Origin of the sequence: Vibrio xiamenensis (genome assembly GCF_900100015.1) — a bacterium.
Lineage (GTDB): Bacteria > Pseudomonadota > Gammaproteobacteria > Enterobacterales > Vibrionaceae > Vibrio > Vibrio xiamenensis.
The window spans coordinates 13,180-30,608 of the sequence record NZ_FNDD01000027.1 but is presented as its reverse complement, the minus strand read 5'-3'; the positions used below and the strand labels follow the sequence as shown (position 1 = coordinate 30,608).

Annotated in this window: 16 protein-coding genes; 9 read left to right on the top strand and 7 right to left on the bottom strand. The window is 45.7% G+C overall.

Annotation, left to right across the window (positions count from 1 at the left end; translation table 11 throughout):
* The first annotated feature begins 25 nt into the window (after positions 1 to 25).
* Both BLS03_RS18570 and BLS03_RS18565 read left to right on the top strand, forming a co-directional pair.
* A complete protein-coding gene (locus BLS03_RS18570) occupies positions 26 to 1,957 on the top strand; it encodes a nucleoside-diphosphate sugar epimerase/dehydratase (RefSeq protein ID WP_093277587.1) in 1,932 nt (643 codons plus the stop codon).
* 119 nt (positions 1,958 to 2,076) lie between these two features.
* A complete protein-coding gene (locus tag BLS03_RS18565) occupies positions 2,077 to 3,393 on the top strand; it encodes an MBL fold metallo-hydrolase RNA specificity domain-containing protein (RefSeq protein ID WP_093277585.1) in 1,317 nt (438 codons plus the stop codon).
* 87 nt (positions 3,394 to 3,480) lie between these two features.
* Here the strand turns inward: BLS03_RS18565 and pssA are convergent, their stop codons facing one another.
* Positions 3,481 to 4,821 (bottom strand): CDP-diacylglycerol--serine O-phosphatidyltransferase, encoded by a 1,341-nt coding sequence (gene pssA, locus BLS03_RS18560; protein WP_093277583.1) that lies wholly within the window; start codon positions 4,819 to 4,821, stop codon positions 3,481 to 3,483.
* A gap of 89 nt (positions 4,822 to 4,910) precedes the next feature.
* Positions 4,911 to 5,345: a GNAT family N-acetyltransferase gene (locus BLS03_RS18555; RefSeq protein ID WP_093277581.1), complete on the bottom strand. Its 435-nt coding sequence runs from the start codon at positions 5,343 to 5,345 to the stop codon at positions 4,911 to 4,913.
* Positions 5,346 to 5,495: 150 nt separating this feature from the next.
* On the opposite strand from BLS03_RS18555, the gene murB reads away from it, so the two are divergent.
* Entirely contained in the window at positions 5,496 to 6,539 is a 1,044-nt protein-coding gene (murB, locus tag BLS03_RS18550; protein ID WP_093277579.1) for a UDP-N-acetylmuramate dehydrogenase, read from the top strand.
* Positions 6,536 to 7,498 carry a bifunctional biotin--[acetyl-CoA-carboxylase] ligase/biotin operon repressor BirA gene (gene birA / locus BLS03_RS18545; RefSeq protein WP_093277576.1) on the top strand — a complete coding sequence of 321 codons (963 nt, stop codon included), beginning with the start codon at positions 6,536 to 6,538 and terminating at the stop codon, positions 7,496 to 7,498. Before murB ends, birA begins: the two co-directional genes overlap by 4 nt.
* Before the next feature lie 68 nt (positions 7,499 to 7,566).
* Here the strand turns inward: birA and BLS03_RS18540 are convergent, their stop codons facing one another.
* Both BLS03_RS18540 and BLS03_RS18535 read right to left on the bottom strand, forming a co-directional pair.
* Entirely contained in the window at positions 7,567 to 7,917 is a 351-nt protein-coding gene (locus BLS03_RS18540; RefSeq protein ID WP_093277573.1) for a DUF3135 domain-containing protein, read from the bottom strand.
* A 205-nt stretch (positions 7,918 to 8,122) separates the two neighbouring features.
* Positions 8,123 to 8,740: a helix-turn-helix transcriptional regulator gene (locus tag BLS03_RS18535; RefSeq protein ID WP_093277571.1), complete on the bottom strand. Its 618-nt coding sequence runs from the start codon at positions 8,738 to 8,740 to the stop codon at positions 8,123 to 8,125.
* A 275-nt stretch (positions 8,741 to 9,015) separates the two neighbouring features.
* Between BLS03_RS18535 and BLS03_RS18530 the strand changes: the two genes are divergently transcribed.
* The 3 genes from BLS03_RS18530 (at position 9,016) to groL (ending at position 12,352) form a co-directional block, all read left to right on the top strand.
* The gene (locus BLS03_RS18530) at positions 9,016 to 10,101 is read left to right on the top strand and encodes an LPS O-antigen chain length determinant protein WzzB (protein WP_093277716.1); all 1,086 of its coding nucleotides are present in this window, start codon (positions 9,016 to 9,018) and stop codon (positions 10,099 to 10,101) included.
* A 238-nt stretch (positions 10,102 to 10,339) separates the two neighbouring features.
* Positions 10,340 to 10,630: a co-chaperone GroES gene (locus tag BLS03_RS18525; protein ID WP_068330739.1), complete on the top strand. Its 291-nt coding sequence runs from the start codon at positions 10,340 to 10,342 to the stop codon at positions 10,628 to 10,630.
* A 75-nt stretch (positions 10,631 to 10,705) separates the two neighbouring features.
* Complete coding sequence (gene groL, locus BLS03_RS18520; protein ID WP_093277568.1) at positions 10,706 to 12,352, top strand: chaperonin GroEL; 1,647 nt, start codon at positions 10,706 to 10,708, stop codon at positions 12,350 to 12,352.
* Positions 12,353 to 12,421: 69 nt separating this feature from the next.
* On the opposite strand, the gene BLS03_RS18515 is transcribed toward groL, so the two are convergent.
* On the bottom strand, positions 12,422 to 12,880 hold the full coding sequence (locus tag BLS03_RS18515; RefSeq protein ID WP_218122022.1) for a hypothetical protein: 459 nt from the start codon (positions 12,878 to 12,880) through the stop codon (positions 12,422 to 12,424).
* Positions 12,881 to 13,174: 294 nt separating this feature from the next.
* Between BLS03_RS18515 and BLS03_RS18510 the strand changes: the two genes are divergently transcribed.
* Positions 13,175 to 14,620 carry an ATP-binding cassette domain-containing protein gene (locus tag BLS03_RS18510; RefSeq protein ID WP_093277562.1) on the top strand — a complete coding sequence of 482 codons (1,446 nt, stop codon included), beginning with the start codon at positions 13,175 to 13,177 and terminating at the stop codon, positions 14,618 to 14,620.
* A gap of 140 nt (positions 14,621 to 14,760) precedes the next feature.
* Here the strand turns inward: BLS03_RS18510 and glpX are convergent, their stop codons facing one another.
* Positions 14,761 to 15,768, bottom strand: a complete 1,008-nt coding sequence (glpX, locus tag BLS03_RS18505) for a class II fructose-bisphosphatase (protein WP_093277559.1) — start codon at positions 15,766 to 15,768, stop codon at positions 14,761 to 14,763.
* A 297-nt stretch (positions 15,769 to 16,065) separates the two neighbouring features.
* Between glpX and zapB the strand changes: the two genes are divergently transcribed.
* Positions 16,066 to 16,308, top strand: a complete 243-nt coding sequence (zapB, locus tag BLS03_RS18500) for a cell division protein ZapB (protein ID WP_093277557.1) — start codon at positions 16,066 to 16,068, stop codon at positions 16,306 to 16,308.
* Between the two features lie 130 nt (positions 16,309 to 16,438).
* Here the strand turns inward: zapB and metF are convergent, their stop codons facing one another.
* A complete protein-coding gene (gene metF / locus BLS03_RS18495; protein ID WP_093277554.1) occupies positions 16,439 to 17,329 on the bottom strand; it encodes a methylenetetrahydrofolate reductase in 891 nt (296 codons plus the stop codon).
* Positions 17,330 to 17,429: the final 100 nt, after the last annotated feature.

Below are 17,429 nucleotides of genomic sequence, written 5' to 3'. Positions count from 1 at the left end.
TAATGTCTGTCTCTGAGAAAAAATAATGAATAAACTTAACTTTATTTGGGGAATGCCTCGTTTTTATAAGCGGTTAATTAGTATCACAATAGATATTATTTTTATTGTGGTTTCTGCATATGGTGCTTATTGGGCTCGAATCGGGACGGTTGAACCTCTGTCTTCACCTATAGCTCGATACGTTATTTTGGCGACAATTATAACGACTATTGCTGTTTTTATTAAGCTGGGGCTTTATCGAGCAGTATTGCGCTATTTAACTTTTCAGGCATTGGCAGTAATTGCATTGGGGTCGTTGATCTCTGCTATGTCAGTGGCAGTATTCGCGTTTTATTTTGATGCATTTGTACCTCGCTCAGTTCCTTTCATTTATGGTTTGTTCTTGTGCTTTTTATGTGGATCTTCGCGTTTAATCTTTCGATTTCTTGTTAGTCAGGTTGATGCAAAGGGAAAAAAACAAGTACTTATTTATGGTGCAGGGGCTGCTGGTCGGCAGTTGGCTCATGCATTAAGAACTTCTGAAACGCATCGTGTTGTTGGTTTTATAGATATAGATAGAGCTCTCCGAAACTCGGTTATTATGGGTTTAACGGTTTACGATGTAAGCAAAGTCAACTATTTAATCGAAAAATATGGCATTAAACAGATATTGCTCGCAGTACCTAATGCATCACGAACTCAGCGTCGTGAAATTTTGGATTCGTTAGTGCCATTTCCGGCTGAAGTGCTAACTATTCCTGATATGCAAGATATTGTGGAAGGACGTGCAAGCATTGATGAGTTCAAAGATGTCGATATAGAAGATTTGCTTGGTAGGGATCCTGTTGAACCAGAACCGACTTTGATGAAAGCCAATATTACAGATAAGGTTGTGATGGTGACTGGTGCTGGTGGCTCTATCGGTTCTGAGTTATGTCGTCAAATCATCCGGCAAAAACCTAAAGTACTGGTGCTTTTTGAATTATCAGAATTTGCTTTGTATCAAATCGATAGAGAATTATCCCTATTGATTGAAAAATATAAGTTAAATTTGACTGTTGTACCTCTTTTGGGGTCAGTTCAGCGTATTAACCGCCTATCAACAGTGATGAAATCTTTCTCAGTTCAAACGGTTTACCACGCCGCGGCATATAAGCATGTTCCTCTTGTTGAGTATAATGTTGTCGAAGGTGTGAGAAACAATGTATTCGGCACTTATTACGCAGCAAAAGCCGCAGTAGAAGCCAATGTGGAATCATTTGTTTTGATTTCAACAGATAAAGCAGTGAGACCCACAAATGTTATGGGGGCGACTAAGCGCATGGCAGAACTTGGTTTGCAGGCAATCTCGCAAACGGGTACCTCAACGCGATTTTGTATGGTTCGGTTTGGTAACGTACTTGGCTCATCTGGCTCAGTTATCCCTCTGTTTAAAAAGCAGATAGCAAAAGGCGGCCCTGTAACAGTGACTCACCCAGATATTATTCGCTACTTTATGACCATACCAGAAGCGGCTCAGCTGGTAATACAAGCCGGGGCGATGGGTAAAGGTGGTGATGTATTCGTTCTGGATATGGGAGAGCCAGTCAAGATCACTGATTTAGCCAAAAACCTTATTCAGCTATCGGGCTTAGAAGTGAAATCAGATGATAATCCTTACGGCGACATTGAAATTAAATTTACCGGACTTCGTCCTGGAGAGAAGTTGTTTGAAGAGCTGTTAATTGGCGACAATGTAAACCAAACTGATCATTCTCGAATCATGACTGCCCAAGAGGTTTGTTTATCTCCTAGTGAATATGACGCGTTATTCCAAAAGTTAGATACAGCTTGTCACGACTTCGATCATCAAACAATTCGTAATCTTCTTCTTGAAGCTCCTACAGGTTTTAACCCTACTGACGGTATTGGTGATTTGGTGTGGAAAGCTTCCCATGACCAAGACGAATCTGAAGTAAATCAAGAAGTCATACATTAAGTTGCTTAATTTGTTATTTGATGTGTTAGGGCAGTCGCGTAGCCTGAGATGTACCTGTTCTACTTATTAATTTTACTGTAGAGATAAGGCTTCTATTAATTAATAAGTGGGGTCGGACAATGCAAGTTATTCACCACGGTGGAAAGGATACGGTGACGGGTTCTTGCCATGAGCTGGTACTGGATTGTGGGAGCGTTCTTGTCGACTGCGGTCAGTTTCAGGGGCATGACGCAAAGCTGTTGGAGATTGATTTTCCTATTGAGCATATCAAAGCGTTAATCGTGACCCATGCTCACATTGATCATATTGGTCGAATTCCATGGTTGTTAGCGGCGGGCTTCAAGGGACCGATATATTGTTCGCATGCGACTGCTGAACTCATACCGCTTATGTTAGATGATGGGTTAAGTTTGCAGTTGGCGATGGGGCGCTCAAAGCGAGACCAAGTACTTAATGTGATTCGAGATCTGATTAAGCCTGTGGCGTATGACGTTTGGCATCAAGTCGAGGGGCTAGATGCGCCACATTATTTTCGGCTTAATCCGGCCGGGCATATTCTGGGCTCTGCATTTATTGAGTTTCAGCTTCCCAATCAAGAAATCGTGGTGTTTTCGGGCGATCTTGGCCCATGTGATAAGCCACTGCTTCCCGACCCTATTTCACCTTCTCGTGCTGATTATCTATTCCTCGAATCGACTTATGGTGACAAGTGCCATGAGACGGTATCAGAGCGAGGGCATAGGTTAAAAGCGATTATAGAGCGTTCTCTTCAAGACGGCGGAACCATCATTATTCCTGCTTTTAGTGTTGGACGTACTCAAGAGCTACTGTTTGATATTGAGCAGTTAATCCATTCTCTGCAGTTGGATGCCCAAATCCCAATTATCCTTGATTCTCCGATGGCAAACGAAGTCACACGTGCTTATCGAAAGTTTAAACAACTATGGGCAACGGAAGCCAAAGAGCGCTTGGATGCTCATCGTCATCCTCTATCGTTTGAACAATGCGTCACGATTAAAGATTTTCGACAGCATCAACGGCTGGTGAATCGTTTGGCATCAACAGGTGAAATGAGCATAGTGATTGCCGCTTCGGGAATGTGCCAAGGCGGTCGAGTGATGGCTTATTTACAATCACTATTGCCTGATGCGCGCACGGATGTGATTTTCTCAGGTTATCAAGCTGAGGGTACGTTGGGGCGTGAACTGCAGATGGGAGCTCATGAAGTTGAGATTGACGGTCAGAAGGTTAAGGTTAACGCCAACATTCATTCTATGTCTGGTTATAGCGCCCATGCCGACCAAACTGATTTAGTGAAGTTTGTCACTGGGATTGATAACAAGCCAAGACAGATTCATTTAATTCACGGTGAAACGGAGAGTAAGTCGTCACTCGCACAGCAGCTCAAAGATTTAGGCTATCAAGTCGTTATTTAATCTCAAGAGATGATGTGGGTTGAGTCACCCTCGTAGAGAAGTAGAGAAGTAGAGAAAAGGCCAGTGAATAACTGGCCTTTTTTGTGTCTAGAGAATTTGTTTGAGAACTCGGTCGGCTTTGACTCGAGTAATCTTACGCATCAGTTTCTGCACCGCTTCAGGATAGTTCTCGACTTTTTCCAGTTGCTTATAAGTACAGATAAGTTGGGTGTGCTGAAGAATATTCTCCGCTTCTTTTTCAAACTGCGGCGTCAGATGGTGGTAATGGTCTTGGATTAAAATCGCGTTTTCCAAATCCAATTTCCAAGCTCGCGGGTTGAGGTTATTACCCGTAATGAGCATGTAGCGCTTGTCTACCCAAATGCCTTTCAAATGGAAACTGTTGTCTTCGTGTTTCCACAGGTGGATAGACAGTTTGCGGCTGGCAATATTGGCTTCATTATTTTTGGCAAACTGGCGCAAATTACGTTCGTAAAGATAAGGCAGCCCACCAATGGTTTTGAAGGTTTGAGTCGGCGGAATGTAGAAGTCATTGGCGGTTTTATCCCCAACAACAATCGTGACCTTAACACCACGTCGTAGAGCGCGGCGTACTTCTTTAGCGACGCTGCGCGGAAAGTTAAAATACGGAGTGCAGATGAAAATTTCATCGCGCGCGATTGACAATAAGTGGTTGATGCCTTGGTTTAGGCGATTACGCTTTTTACCTACGCCAACAATCGGAGTTAGCGCGACTTGTTGTTCCGAGACTGGCTCCGATTCAAACTCATACATGGCTTTACCAAGTAGAGTTCTAAACTGGCGAATGTCCAGTTTGATGTCTTTGGTGCTCGGTTTGTTCTCGCTCGCAAGGTTATGAACTGCAGCCTGAGCAATCATCTGTTCATCGACAAATTTTGCCATGCTGTCCGCTAACTTGGCGTTGCCAATAATCTGATAGCGGTCAAAGCGATAGCGTTCTTTGTAATTCAGGTAGATGTTGTTTAGGCTGGCGCCGCTGTAGATCACCTGATCGTCAATCACAAAGCCTTTAAGGTGAAGTACCCCAAAGACTTCACGGCCGCGCACTGGCACGCCATAAACTGGAATCTTGTGTTGATGCTGCTCTGCAAAATCTCGGTACATGGCGGCATTAGTTTCACCCGGGGCTGCGCCAATCAAACCGCGCTGTGCACGATGCCAATCGACACACACTTTAATTTCAAGTTCGGGATTACGTTGTTTGGCAGCATAGAGCTCTGAGAGGATTTCGCGACCAGCTTCATCATCTTCCAAATAAAGCGCAACAAGATAGATTCGCTTGCTGGCCTCCCTGATTGCTTGGATCAGGCGCGTTCTGAAATCAGCTGCTGTAAAGAGCGTTTCAAATTGAGCAGGATCTTGAGCAATGGTCGGTAGCTGATTGAATAGGTTCCTATTGCTTATCATGTTAGATGGTTTACCTTAACTGTGTGCAAAATTGCAGACTCCGCATAGTATCAAATCTCAATCTACCATGGCTAGAAATCGCCGCGAAATCATTGAATGTCTGCTAAGTAATGCATCGGAATCAAATTTTTACCGCTATTCGTATAGCGAATAAACAAAGTTTTTAATGCGTTAGGCAATTGGTCGACGTCGATGACTTGAAAATGATGTTGAGCATAGAAGTCGCTAAGATGCGGGTATGCAAAGCAGTAATCTGCCGAACTCAGCGTTTGTGCTTGGCAAAAACGCATCAGTTGATGCGCAAACCCTGAGCCTCGGTGAGACTGTGCAACCGCCATTCCCGTCAGTAAACGATACTGCTCTATGGAACGAAATCGAACAACTGCAACCAGTTGCTCTTGATGATATCCCACAAAAGTCAGTTCGTCTCTTTTTGCCTTGGCTACCGGATAGTGAGTTTTGTAAAAACGTGTGATCAGTGGGTATTTCAACGGGTCGAGGCGTGAAATGGTCAGTGAGTTCATGGTTGTGGGATTGCCTTTAGTTGAAATGCTGCGAGCCGTGTCGCTATGTGTGATATGGTGTTGAATCACAGCAGGTTTGACACTGGCGTGTTGTTCGCTGCTTTCCCTATCCTGTAGAATACTTGAAGTTTAATTGAATTCATCAAGCCCATGCAATCACAAAGCCCTGCGAATTTATCTGCCTACCACACGTTTGGTATTGAACAAACGTGTCAGCATCTTGTTACGGTTCACTCAGTACAAGACATCATTCAAGCTTATCAGCAACCACAGTGGCAAGCCTTACCTAAGCTGATGCTTGGTAAAGGCAGTAATATGCTGTTTACCGAGCCGTATCAAGGTGTGGTGATGGTTAATCAGCTGCTAGGAAAAAGCGTCACCGAATCTGAGCATGCTTGGCATCTGCATATTGCCGCCGGCGAAGATTGGCCTGCGCTTGTCGAGTGGAGCTTAGCTGAGCATATGCCGGGGCTTGAAAACCTCGCTTTAATACCTGGCTGCGCGGGCTCGGCGCCGATCCAAAATATTGGTGCTTATGGTGTCGAGTTTAAAGATGTGTGTGAATACGTTGATATATTGCATTTAGATAGCCTGACAACGCAAAGGTTGAGTAATCAAGAGTGCCAGTTTGGTTATCGAGATTCGATTTTTAAACATGATTTATATCAGCGTGCAATCGTGGTGGCGGTTGGGCTTCGCCTGAGTAAGTCATGGCAACCCAAAGCAGAATACGGTCCATTAAAAGCGCTCGCAGAGGATGCGATTACTGCGCAGGCGATTTATGACATCGTGTGTCAAACTCGTATCGACAAATTGCCAAACCCTAACGAGCAAGGTAACGCTGGTAGTTTTTTCAAAAATCCAGTGATTAGCTTGGCGCACTACCAACAGTTAAAAGCGGCATTTCCCGAACTGGTGGCGTATCCGGCTCAGGATGGTATGAAGGTCGCGGCGGGTTGGTTGATTGACCAGTGCGGCCTGAAAGGGGTCAGTGTTGGCGGCGCGCAGGTGCATCCTAAGCAAGCGCTAGTGATCGTCAATGCCAATCATGCTAGCGCGAGCGATGTGGTTCAGTTGGCGGCGAAAGTGCGCGACCACGTATGGCAACGCTATCAAATTCACCTTGAACATGAAGTGCGCTTTATGGCCAATCAACAAGAAACCTATTTAGACCAGTTAATGGAACGTCGATGAAAGAGCACACGGTAAAATTAGCGATATTAAAGCAGCTTTCTCAAGGCGGCTTCCACTCTGGCGAAGAGCTTGGTCAACAGTTTGGCGTTTCGCGCGCTGCGATCAGTAAGCACATCAAAGGTATTCAGCAATGGGGTGTGGATATTTTCCGCATTCAGGGTAAAGGCTACCAATTGGCGAAGCCGTTGCAGTTGCTGGATGAGAAGATGCTCAGCGAAAATACAACCAAGCCGTTGGAGTTGATACCGATCATCGACTCGACCAACCAATATTTGCTTGAACGAGTGGATTCGTTGCAATCCGGCAGTGTTTGTATTGCTGAATATCAAGGCAAAGGACGCGGTAGGCGTGGCCGTGAATGGGTGTCGCCATTTGGCTCCAACTTATATATGTCGATGTTCTGGCGCCTTGACGCGGGCATGGCGGCAGCGATGGGGCTAAGTCTTGTTGTTGGTGTTGCCGTGGTAGAAGCACTGCAAGAAGTTGGCATTGAAGGGGTTAAATTAAAGTGGCCAAATGACCTTTATTATCAAGATAAAAAACTGGCGGGCATTTTGGTTGAGATGTCAGGTCAAGCTGGCGCGGCGGCAAATTTAGTTATCGGCATGGGGATGAACCTGATGATGCCGGCTCAAACGCCCGGCATTACCCAGCCGTGGACTTCGGTTGAGGAGATTCTGCAAGGTCGTAGTTTTGACCGTAACCAGTTGGCGGTTGCACTCGTGAATGCGCTGCATCAAGTGCTCAGTGATTATGAACTGCATGGTATGAACCATTTCGTTGAACGCTGGAACCCATTAGATAACTTCCTTGGACGCAAAGTAAAACTGTTAATGGGCGAACGAGAAATTGTGGGTATTGAGCGCGGAATCAATGAGCAAGGCGCAGTGCTGCTTGAAACAGAGCAAGGTATCGAAGCCTTTATTGGTGGGGAAATCTCACTACGTGGTCAAGATTAACTAATGGTCTTTACTAGCAAAGCCGCTGCTCAATAAAGCGTATTGAACAATAAGATTGGCGAATCGAGTTATCGCCAATCTTTGTTTTTATGGTTTGGAAAAGGAATGATGTCAGCCACATCTTTGGGTTGCATTTGCGTAGGGGAGCCTTCTAACGCACTTTGAAATTTACACATCTGCTCGGAAAGCTCAGACATCAGTAGCACATTAGCTTGGTTGGGGTTCTTACACTTTTTGACCACCAAATCGATGTGACTTTGCTGTGCCCACAACCTATCTTGCATGGCTCTAGATGCCGATAAAATCATCTCTTCGCACATATCGCGCTTAAACTGCTCAAATGCAGCTGGGTTTTTCTGTGCTAATTCAACCAATTCATCGAAAGGTGGCAGCTTTTGTTCTGGAGTTGCTTGGTACATGAGTCTTCCTTGCTCAGCGACGTTCAAGTGATGTCAAAGTACTATAAGCATACGCAAGGAATTAGCGTTTGGCAGAGTGGATAATGCTATTCTCAATTTTAAGACCGAATTAGGGAGCAGTGTCATTTTCTTGCACAGCAGCAATTGCAATGTACCAAGTCTTAGCTATACGAAGTTGTATTGAAGGATCGCTGGTGGGTGAGCGTTAGCGCGGAATCACGCGATAGGTGCAACGACGCTGGCCTTGAATAATGTGTTCGCTGCGCTCGATTTGACAGTCGTCACCAAGCAAAGCCTGAAAGACGTTCAATTCCGACTTACACAGACTTGGGCAGCGTGATGCCGCTTTGCAGATTGGACAGTGGTTTTCAATCAGTAGATAGCCATCGTCACTTTGCTGCAATTCGGCCATATACCCTTCCTGCTCTCGCAGTTCGACCAATATCTGAAGCTTCTCTTCAAGAGATTTTGCTGAGATTAAAGTTTGCCTATAGGCTTCAATAGTGTGCTGTTCACGTTCAGCCGTGACTTTTGCAATCCCGTCTTGACCAAAAACCGCTTCAACCGCATCGATCATCTGAATGGTTAATTCACCATGGCGGTCAGCAAATTGCGCATGCCCTTTCTGAGTTAAAGACCAATGACGAGTAGGGCGACCAACTTTTACTTTTACATCATGGAACGCAAGGATACCGTCATCCTCAAGGCCTTGAAGATGTTGACGGGCACCCATGGTAGTCATATCCAACTCTTGTGCTAGTTGTTTAGCGGTCACTGCGCCGTCACGTTTGATGGATTGTAAAATCCGATCGATTGTCTTCATATCAAGCCTCTTCTCTTCACTTGGTCATTATGTCGGATCAAGTTAATAAAGAAAAGTATTTACAATTTAAGCGAGTTATCTATGACGGCATTTATGGGAAGCAGAATGGTTAGGTCTCATGTTTAATATACGCTCTGCGTTTTGTCAGAGTTAGGTCATTTGTCTCATTTATGAGGCTGCTTTTTGGGTGTGTGGATGTATAGTAAGCCGCTAAATAATGAGCAGAAAGGCGATACCGAGTGGTTAACTCTAATCCAACAAATTTTAACCAGAATATGGCTCAGAGCCGCGATGAAATTGATCTTAAAGAGCTCGTTAGCGCGCTTTGGGCAGGAAAGCTAAGTATTGTTATTTTTACTCTACTTGGCGCGGCTTGCGCGATTAGTTATGCCTTACTTGCGCAGCAATGGTGGTCTTCCCACGCATTGATTTCATCACCTTTACCACAGGATATTGCGGCATATCGAGAGCAAGTAAAACAGTTCCAGCCAGTTTTTGATGTTTATCAAGATGACGGAACTGTATTGGTGAGTACGGAGTTGGATGCGTTGGTTAATCCCAATGTGTTATTTCAGCGCTTTATTAGTGCTTTCAACTCAAATAATAACAAAAGTGATTTTCTTGATACCAGTGTGCAGTTCCAAACTTTTAAAGTCGCTTTGGAGCAACAAGGGCTGGATGAAGATAGCTTGAAGGATAGTTTGCGCAGCTTATATGCCGAATGGTTTCAAAGAATATCAGCAACTCTTAGTGAGCCTAATATTCCTAGTTCACCATATAGATTAAGTTTGCAATCCACTACTAAAACGAGTAGTTATGAGTTGCTCATTGACTACCTTGACTTGATTCAAGCACACCAGAATGCGGATGCATTGAATAACCTGGAGTCTTTGGTTCAAGCTAAGAAGAAAGAACTGATCCAGCAAAAAAATATTCTGGAGACTCAAGCTAAAGGTGAGTTGGAAGTTGAAGCTGAAAGGGCTAAATATGCTTTAGAGATTGCGAAAGCAGCTCAAGTTCACCGACCAATACTGTCTGGTAACAACAAAGACGAGTTATTTGATATAGACTTGGGCACCAAGGCTTTGGATGAAAAAGTAAAAGTTTTAAAATCGGTGAAAAATTTAAGTGTTGTCGAGCCACGTTTAGAGCAAATTAACGCCAAATTAAAAATGCTTGATGCCTTGAAAGTTGATCGTAATGTTCGGTTTCAAACCTACAAGCTCCTAGAAGATGTGGAACAACCTATTTCTCGTGATAAACCCAAACGAGCATTAGTCGCTGTGCTTGGTACGTTTTTTGGTGCAATGTTCGGTGTTGGAATCGTATTAATTCGTTTTGCATTTCGAAAAGAAAGTTGAGTTAAACTTTTTATAAGTAATTATTCAGGCTCCTATTTAGGAGCCTGATTCTTTTCGGCGCCACAGCATCCATCACGTACCATGTTCGGTTCATTTCGTTAATCAAATCACAATTTTTTCTTCTGCTGCCCTTGGAAACCTGATCACACTCCCCAACATATGTATCACAACGCTTTGATACCTTTGTGGTATCGCGCATTCATCAAATCAACATGGAAATATTCAGGAGAGACGACCGATGAACATTCGTCCATTACACGACCGAGTTATCGTAGAGCGCCAAGAAGTTGAATCGAAATCAGCAGGTGGCATTGTTCTTACCGGTTCTGCTGCGGAAAAATCAACTCGCGGTGTGATTCTGGCTGTAGGCAAAGGCCGCATCCTAGAAAACGGCACAGTTCAGCCGTTGGACGTTAAAGTTGGCGACACTGTGATCTTTGCAGAGGGCTACGGCACTAAAACTGAAAAGATCGACGGTAAAGAAGTTCTGATTATGTCTGAAAACGACATCATGGCTATCGTTGAATAATTTAAGCACTCGTTGAGTAGTTCAATTCTGAATCACAGCGAAAACGACAATCGAATTTAGAAAGGAAACAAAAACATGGCTGCTAAAGACGTTAAATTTGGTAATGACGCACGAGTAAAAATGCTAGAAGGTGTGAACGTTCTGGCGGATGCAGTAAAAGTCACTCTTGGCCCTAAAGGCCGTAACGTAGTACTGGACAAATCGTTCGGTTCACCAACCATCACTAAAGATGGTGTTTCTGTTGCACGTGAAATCGAACTTGAAGATAAGTTCCAAAACATGGGCGCACAAATGGTGAAAGAAGTTGCGTCACAAGCAAACGACGCAGCGGGTGACGGTACTACTACAGCGACCGTATTGGCTCAATCTATCGTTAACGAAGGTCTAAAAGCGGTTGCTGCGGGTATGAACCCAATGGATCTTAAACGCGGTATCGACAAAGCAGTTGCTGCAGCGGTTGAAGAGCTGAAAAAACTGTCTGTACCTTGTGAAGACACTAAAGCTATCGCTCAAGTGGGTACTATCTCTGCGAACTCTGATTCAACGGTTGGTAATATCATTGCCGAAGCAATGGAAAAAGTAGGCCGTGACGGCGTTATCACTGTTGAAGAAGGCCAAGCACTACGAGACGAGCTTGATGTGGTTGAAGGTATGCAGTTTGACCGTGGTTACCTATCACCATACTTCATCAACAACCAAGAAGCGGGCAGCGTTGAACTAGAAAGCCCATTCATCCTATTGGTTGATAAGAAAATCTCGAACATCCGTGAATTGCTTCCAACGCTAGAAGCGGTTGCAAAAGCGTCTCGTCCTTTACTTATCATTGCAGAAGATGTCGAAGGCGAAGCGCTAGCGACTTTGGTTGTTAACAACATGCGCGGCATCGTGAAAGTTGCGGCAGTTAAAGCACCTGGTTTTGGTGACCGTCGTAAAGCGATGCTACAAGATATCGCGATTCTAACTGGCGGTACTGTGATTTCAGAAGAGATCGGTCTTGAGCTTGAAAAAGTGGCACTTGAAGATCTTGGCCAAGCGAAACGTGTAACGATCACCAAAGAAAACACTACGGTTATCGACGGTGCTGGTGAAGAAACCATGATTCAAGGTCGTGTGACGCAAATTCGTCAACAGATCGAAGAAGCGACTTCTGACTACGACAAAGAGAAACTTCAAGAACGCGTAGCTAAGCTAGCTGGCGGTGTTGCGGTTATCAAAGTTGGCGCAGCAACTGAAGTTGAAATGAAAGAGAAGAAAGACCGCGTTGAAGATGCGTTGCACGCGACTCGCGCAGCCGTTGAAGAAGGCGTGGTTGCGGGCGGTGGTGTTGCACTGATTCGCGCGGCTTCAAAAGTGGCTGACCTAGTTGGTGATAACGAAGAGCAAAACGTTGGTATTCGCGTAGCCCTTCGTGCAATGGAAGCGCCAATCCGTCAGATCACCAAAAATGCGGGTGACGAAGATTCTGTTGTTGCCAACAACGTGAAAGCTGGCGAAGGTAGCTACGGCTACAACGCAGCGACAGGCGAATACGGCGATATGCTAGAGATGGGTATCCTTGACCCAACTAAAGTGACTCGTAGCGCACTACAATTTGCCGCATCGGTTGCTGGTCTAATGATCACAACGGAAGCTATGGTTACTGACCTACCGCAAAAAGATGGCCCTGCAATGCCTGATATGGGTGGCATGGGCGGTATGGGTGGCATGGGCGGCATGATGTGATCATCCCTCATTGCTAGCCACTGCGTAGCAAAACAGCAAACCGCGCCATTAGGCGCGGTTTTTTTATGCCTATTGGTTGCTTTCGAGAAGGTCTGTTTGTTCTGGGTCCGGCACATATTTAAGAAATACGCCTAGAGCGATCAGCAAGAATGCGGCGCTAGCGATAATCGCCACCGGGTACATTAAATTTCCGGCTAGCTCCATCTGGCTGTATTTGATCACCATGATAAGCCCTTCAAGAGCGAGCGACACACAAGCGGTACCGATAAAGCGCGGCAGTGTACGGCGCAGCAAAACCACCACATCATGCTGATCTTCATCGCCATACTCTTTATTGATCACCATGGCCAGTTCAAACACCGCAATAGCGATGATGTTTGAGTTAATGATTTTAATGATCACTTCGGTTAAGTCTTCGCCGTGAATATAAAGCTGATAGGCGGAAAAGAAACTAGAAATAATCACCAGCCCCGCCAGCGCATAAAAGATATATGAGAATACTCGAGCGAAAAGTTTTCGAATCGTCATAGGCTTCTTCCTGTTGGTTACAAGGGAGAACAGTGAATCAAACATGCCGCATATCAAGCGTCGACAATGCGTATAACTGAATGATTATCCTCACTGCTTTTATTATTGTGCTGAATATATAACTTATTTTGTCAGCGCAGGATTAATAAAACATGAACAGCGCAACTTGATTGAATATTGTCGTTATCTTGGGCGAGTCGAGGCTTGGAATTGAAGTGCTATTCTTCGGGCGACGTAGCAATTTCATCATCATTGATGCACTATGGAACGAGGCGAATCAACTAGGGAAAGCAGATGAAGATCAAAGGGCTAGGATATAAAAAAGGCGATATGTCATTGACGATAGAGGACTGGCATCTCGCGCCCTCAGAGCATTGGGCAGTGTTTAGTGCTCATAGCCATTGTATCTCTGCTCTGGTTGATATTCTTAGTGGTCAAGTGTTGGTTGATAGTGGTGAGATGAGTGATGTTCCATCGCGAATTGGATGTGTTTCGCTTGCCTTGCAGCAGCAATTACTTGAGCAGGAGTTGGCGCAAGAGGAAACCGATTTCCAAGACCACATCGATTATGGTTCAACGGTTGAAGAGCTAATTCTCGCCGCCGGAGCGACCCAAGAGGCACTTGAGCCGCTACTTTCGCAAACCGATTTGCAGGCTCTGCGCACTCGACCATTTCGTCAGTTATCGACTGGTGAAACCCGTCGCGTGATGCTGGCTCGTGCAGTGGCGCAAAAGCCAGAGATGCTGATTTTAGATGAGCCTTATTCTGGCCTCGACATTGCTCATCGTAAAGCCTTAACCGAACTTCTAAACCAATGCGCGCAAACTATGCAGCTGGTGGTGATCACTTCACGAGAAGATGAGCTGCCCGACTGCATCACTCACGTGGCGCTGTTTGGTGCCACTCAGCTGGATCAGAAGCTGTCAAAAACGCAGTTTGTCGACCATCCATTAATGCAGCAGCTTCGAGCGCTATCAAGTAGCCAAAGTGAAGCGATTGTTGAGCTGGTGGCGATGCAAACTGAGCAGGCAGAGGTGCCTGATCCTTTGGTGGCGATGAACCAAGTGAAAGTCGAATATGTCGACGGGTTGATTTTTGATAATGTGAATTGGCAAATTCGTCGCGGCGAACACTGGCAAATTCGCGGCCCGAACGGATGCGGCAAGAGCACTCTGCTTGGTTTGATTCTTGGCGATCATCCGCAATGTTATAGCAATGATATTCAAGTGCTCGGCATGCAGCGTGGCAGTGGGGAAAGTATCTGGCAAGTCAAAAAGCGTATCGGCGTGGTGTCGTCTTCTCTGCACTTGCAGTATCGAGTTAACTGTAGTGCGCTCGATGTCATTCTATCAGGCTTTTTTGATTCGATCGGTTTGTATGAAAAACCAAGCACGAAACAAGTGCAGTTGGCGCGCCAATGGCTGCAAGTTCTGGAAATGAGCCATCAAGAAAAGACCGGATTTAAATCCCTCGATTATGGTCAGCAACGTCTGTTGTTAATCGGACGGGCGCTGATTAAACAGCCGGCATTGCTGATTCTTGACGAGCCATACCAAGGTTTGGATTACCTCAATCGTAAATTGGTTCTGTTTGCGCTCAATCGCATTGCAAGTGCCAATTTAACTCAGTTGTTGTATGTCACTCACCACCAAGAAGACGCGCTGGATGCTATCGATAACTTTATTGATTTTGAACAAGCCGATCAGGGCCATCGCGTAGTTATTCGTCGAACTCAATAATTGTCATTCTGAACCCGCGAAGCGCCGATTCAGAATCTTGGTGTCAGTGAAGAGCTAGACCCTGATACAAGTGCAGGGTGACGCTAGAGTACAAGGTTACTCGCGTTCGGGGGATGACAGCAGTCATCCCCCGTTATGCTCTAAAGAATTAAGTCCAGCACTTCTGGATCTTTGCGATCGAGGTAGTGAATGGATTTGATGCGACGAATCGTACGGCATCGACCACGAATCACCAGCGTTTCTGTGGTGGCGATATTACCTTTACGGGTAATGCCATCAAGCAAATCGCCTTTGGTAATACCGGTTGCTGCAAATACGACGTTGTCGCTACGCGCCATATCTTCCATCTTGAGCACCACTTCAGGGGTGACGCCCATCTCTTTACAACGTTTGATTTCGTTGGCGCCGTGAATGCGGTTGTCGTCGGTTTCGCCTTTGACTTTTTGGCGCGGCAGTAAGCGAGCGTTCATGTCGCCGTCAAGGGCGCGAATGACCGCCGCTGATACAACACCTTCAGGCGCTCCGCCAATGCAGTACATCACATCAACTTCGCTATCTGGCATACAGGTTAGAATCGAGGCCGCGACATCACCGTCTGGCACTGCAAACACGCGAATGCCCATGGCTTGCATTTCGGCGATGATTTTGTCGTGACGCGGTTTAGCTAAAGTTACTACCACGAGGGTATCTAGAGATTTGTTCAGCGCACTAGCGATGTTCTCAAGGTTTTCTTTGAGAGGTTTGTTTAAGTCGATGCAACCTTTGGCGCCAGGACCGACGACCAGTTTCTCCATGTACATATCCGGCGCTTTGAGAAAGCTGCCTTTCTCGCCCGCTGCTAACACCGCCAACGCGTTGGATTGGCCCATTGCGGTCATGCGTGTCCCTTCGATAGGGTCAACCGCGATATCGACTTCGTCACCGCCAATACCGACTTGTTCGCCGATGTACAGCATAGGTGCATCGTCAATTTCACCTTCACCGATAACGATCTCGCCTTGGATCTCGGTTTTGTTGAGCAGCGTGCGCATCACTTCAACTGCGGCACCATCGGCGGCGTTCTTGTCGCCACGACCCAACCATTTATACCCTGCTAACGCGGCTCCTTCCGTTACTCGAGAAAAGGCCATTGCTAAATCGCGCTTCATGTGCGGACTCCAAAAATTCATCAACCAAAAGGAAAAATAAAACTGCTAGGATTTTATCATATCCGATTATCGAGATTGATTTTTTTGCAACAAAGGGACTTGAAGTGATTCAAAGCAAGCTTTTAAAGTGGTGACGGAGAAGGAAAAAACCAATTCAGGTCAAAATCGTGTCAAATAGCGTTGTTTTTTTAGCCGAATAGCACGCATTTGCAAATATAGCGCGTGTGTCCAAGGTGCTGGCTAAGTAGAATGAACGCAAGGCGACACTAAACCGAATGATATTAAGGGTAGACGAACATGTCTTTTGAAGTACTAGAGCAATTAGAAGCAAAAATCCAAACTGCAGTGGACACCATTGCCCTGCTGCAAATGGAAGTTGAAGAGCTAAAAGAAGAGAAAGCGAAACTGGTTAGCGAAGCGCAAGAGCTACGCAACAGCCGTGAAGCACTAGAGCAAAAAGCTCAGCAAGTTCAACAAGAACACAATGCATGGCAAGAGCGCATTCGTGGCTTGCTTGGCAAGATGGAAGAAGTCGAATAATTGGTTTGAAGTGATGTGTTGTTTGTAAGTGGTCGCCAATCAGACGGCTTAAGGTTAACACGGATCTTGAGAACATAAAAAACGCCAACATTATCGTTGGCGTTTTTTTGCTTAGGAGAGGGAGCTACGCTTAGGCTTTTGGTCGTACGCCAAGGGTGTGGCACAGCGCGTAAGTCATTTCTGCACGGTTTAGGGTATAGAAGTGGAAATCTTTCACTCCTTCACGGCTTAGTACTCGCACCATATCGATGGCTTGGCTGGCGCCGACGAGTTGACGAGTGGTCGGGTCGTCGTCTAAACCTTCAAACTGGCGAGCCATCCAACCTGGAACTTTAACGTTGTTTTGCGCCGCAAAGCGCGAGGCTTGTTTGAAGTTCGATACCGGCAGAATTCCTGGAACAATTTCCACATCAATACCTGCCGCAACGCAGCGGTCACGAAAACGTAGATAGCTTTCGACATCAAAGAAGAACTGAGTAATCGCGCGGCTAGCACCAGCATCAACTTTACGTTTTAGGTTCAGCAGATCGGCTTGGGCGCTTTTGGCTTCCGGATGGACTTCTGGAAATGCAGCCACGGAAATATCAAAGTTATGGCGTGATTTCAGAAGCTCAACCAAGTCAGAGGCATACATTGCAGGAGCGCCGCCGCCAGGAGGAATATCACCACGCAGCGCAACGATGCTTTCAATGCCGTTTGCCCAGTAGTCATCGGCGATTTGAATCAGCTCTTCGCGACTGGCGTCAATACAGGTTAGGTGTGGTGTTGCGACTAGCCCGGTTTGTGCTTTGATCTCTTTGATGATCGAGTGAGTGCGGTCACGCTCGCCAGAGTTTGCACCGTAAGTCACCGAAACAAATTTCGGTTGCAGTGTCTTTAGGCGATGCACTGAATTCCACAGGGTTTCTTCCATCTTTTCGCTGCTCGGTGGAAAAAACTCAAATGACACATTGATGTTGTCTGATAACTCAGCGATGTTCTGGTTTAGGGCATCAATGTGCCCTGCGTGCGTGTATCCCATTTTTCTCTCCCGTGGTGACCAACCACAAAATTTAGCGTGATTCCATTTCTGACGTTTAGACGTCTATATGTCCAGAGAATGTCTTGAATAGGTTTTAATG

Coding starts and splice junctions, on each gene's coding strand:
- birA (WP_093277576.1), top strand. CDS start 6,536: ATGAAAGAGCACACGGTAAAATTAGCGATATTAAAGCAGCTTTCTCAA.
- groL (WP_093277568.1), top strand. CDS start 10,706: ATGGCTGCTAAAGACGTTAAATTTGGTAATGACGCACGAGTAAAAATG.
- BLS03_RS18540 (WP_093277573.1), bottom strand. CDS start 7,917: ATGTACCAAGCAACTCCAGAACAAAAGCTGCCACCTTTCGATGAATTG.
- murB (WP_093277579.1), top strand. CDS start 5,496: ATGCAATCACAAAGCCCTGCGAATTTATCTGCCTACCACACGTTTGGT.
- BLS03_RS18555 (WP_093277581.1), bottom strand. CDS start 5,345: ATGAACTCACTGACCATTTCACGCCTCGACCCGTTGAAATACCCACTG.
- BLS03_RS18510 (WP_093277562.1), top strand. CDS start 13,175: ATGAAGATCAAAGGGCTAGGATATAAAAAAGGCGATATGTCATTGACG.
- zapB (WP_093277557.1), top strand. CDS start 16,066: ATGTCTTTTGAAGTACTAGAGCAATTAGAAGCAAAAATCCAAACTGCA.
- BLS03_RS18530 (WP_093277716.1), top strand. CDS start 9,016: ATGGCTCAGAGCCGCGATGAAATTGATCTTAAAGAGCTCGTTAGCGCG.
- BLS03_RS18515 (WP_218122022.1), bottom strand. CDS start 12,880: ATGACGATTCGAAAACTTTTCGCTCGAGTATTCTCATATATCTTTTAT.
- pssA (WP_093277583.1), bottom strand. CDS start 4,821: ATGATAAGCAATAGGAACCTATTCAATCAGCTACCGACCATTGCTCAA.
- BLS03_RS18570 (WP_093277587.1), top strand. CDS start 26: ATGAATAAACTTAACTTTATTTGGGGAATGCCTCGTTTTTATAAGCGG.
- BLS03_RS18535 (WP_093277571.1), bottom strand. CDS start 8,740: ATGAAGACAATCGATCGGATTTTACAATCCATCAAACGTGACGGCGCA.
- glpX (WP_093277559.1), bottom strand. CDS start 15,768: ATGAAGCGCGATTTAGCAATGGCCTTTTCTCGAGTAACGGAAGGAGCC.
- metF (WP_093277554.1), bottom strand. CDS start 17,329: ATGGGATACACGCACGCAGGGCACATTGATGCCCTAAACCAGAACATC.
- BLS03_RS18525 (WP_068330739.1), top strand. CDS start 10,340: ATGAACATTCGTCCATTACACGACCGAGTTATCGTAGAGCGCCAAGAA.
- BLS03_RS18565 (WP_093277585.1), top strand. CDS start 2,077: ATGCAAGTTATTCACCACGGTGGAAAGGATACGGTGACGGGTTCTTGC.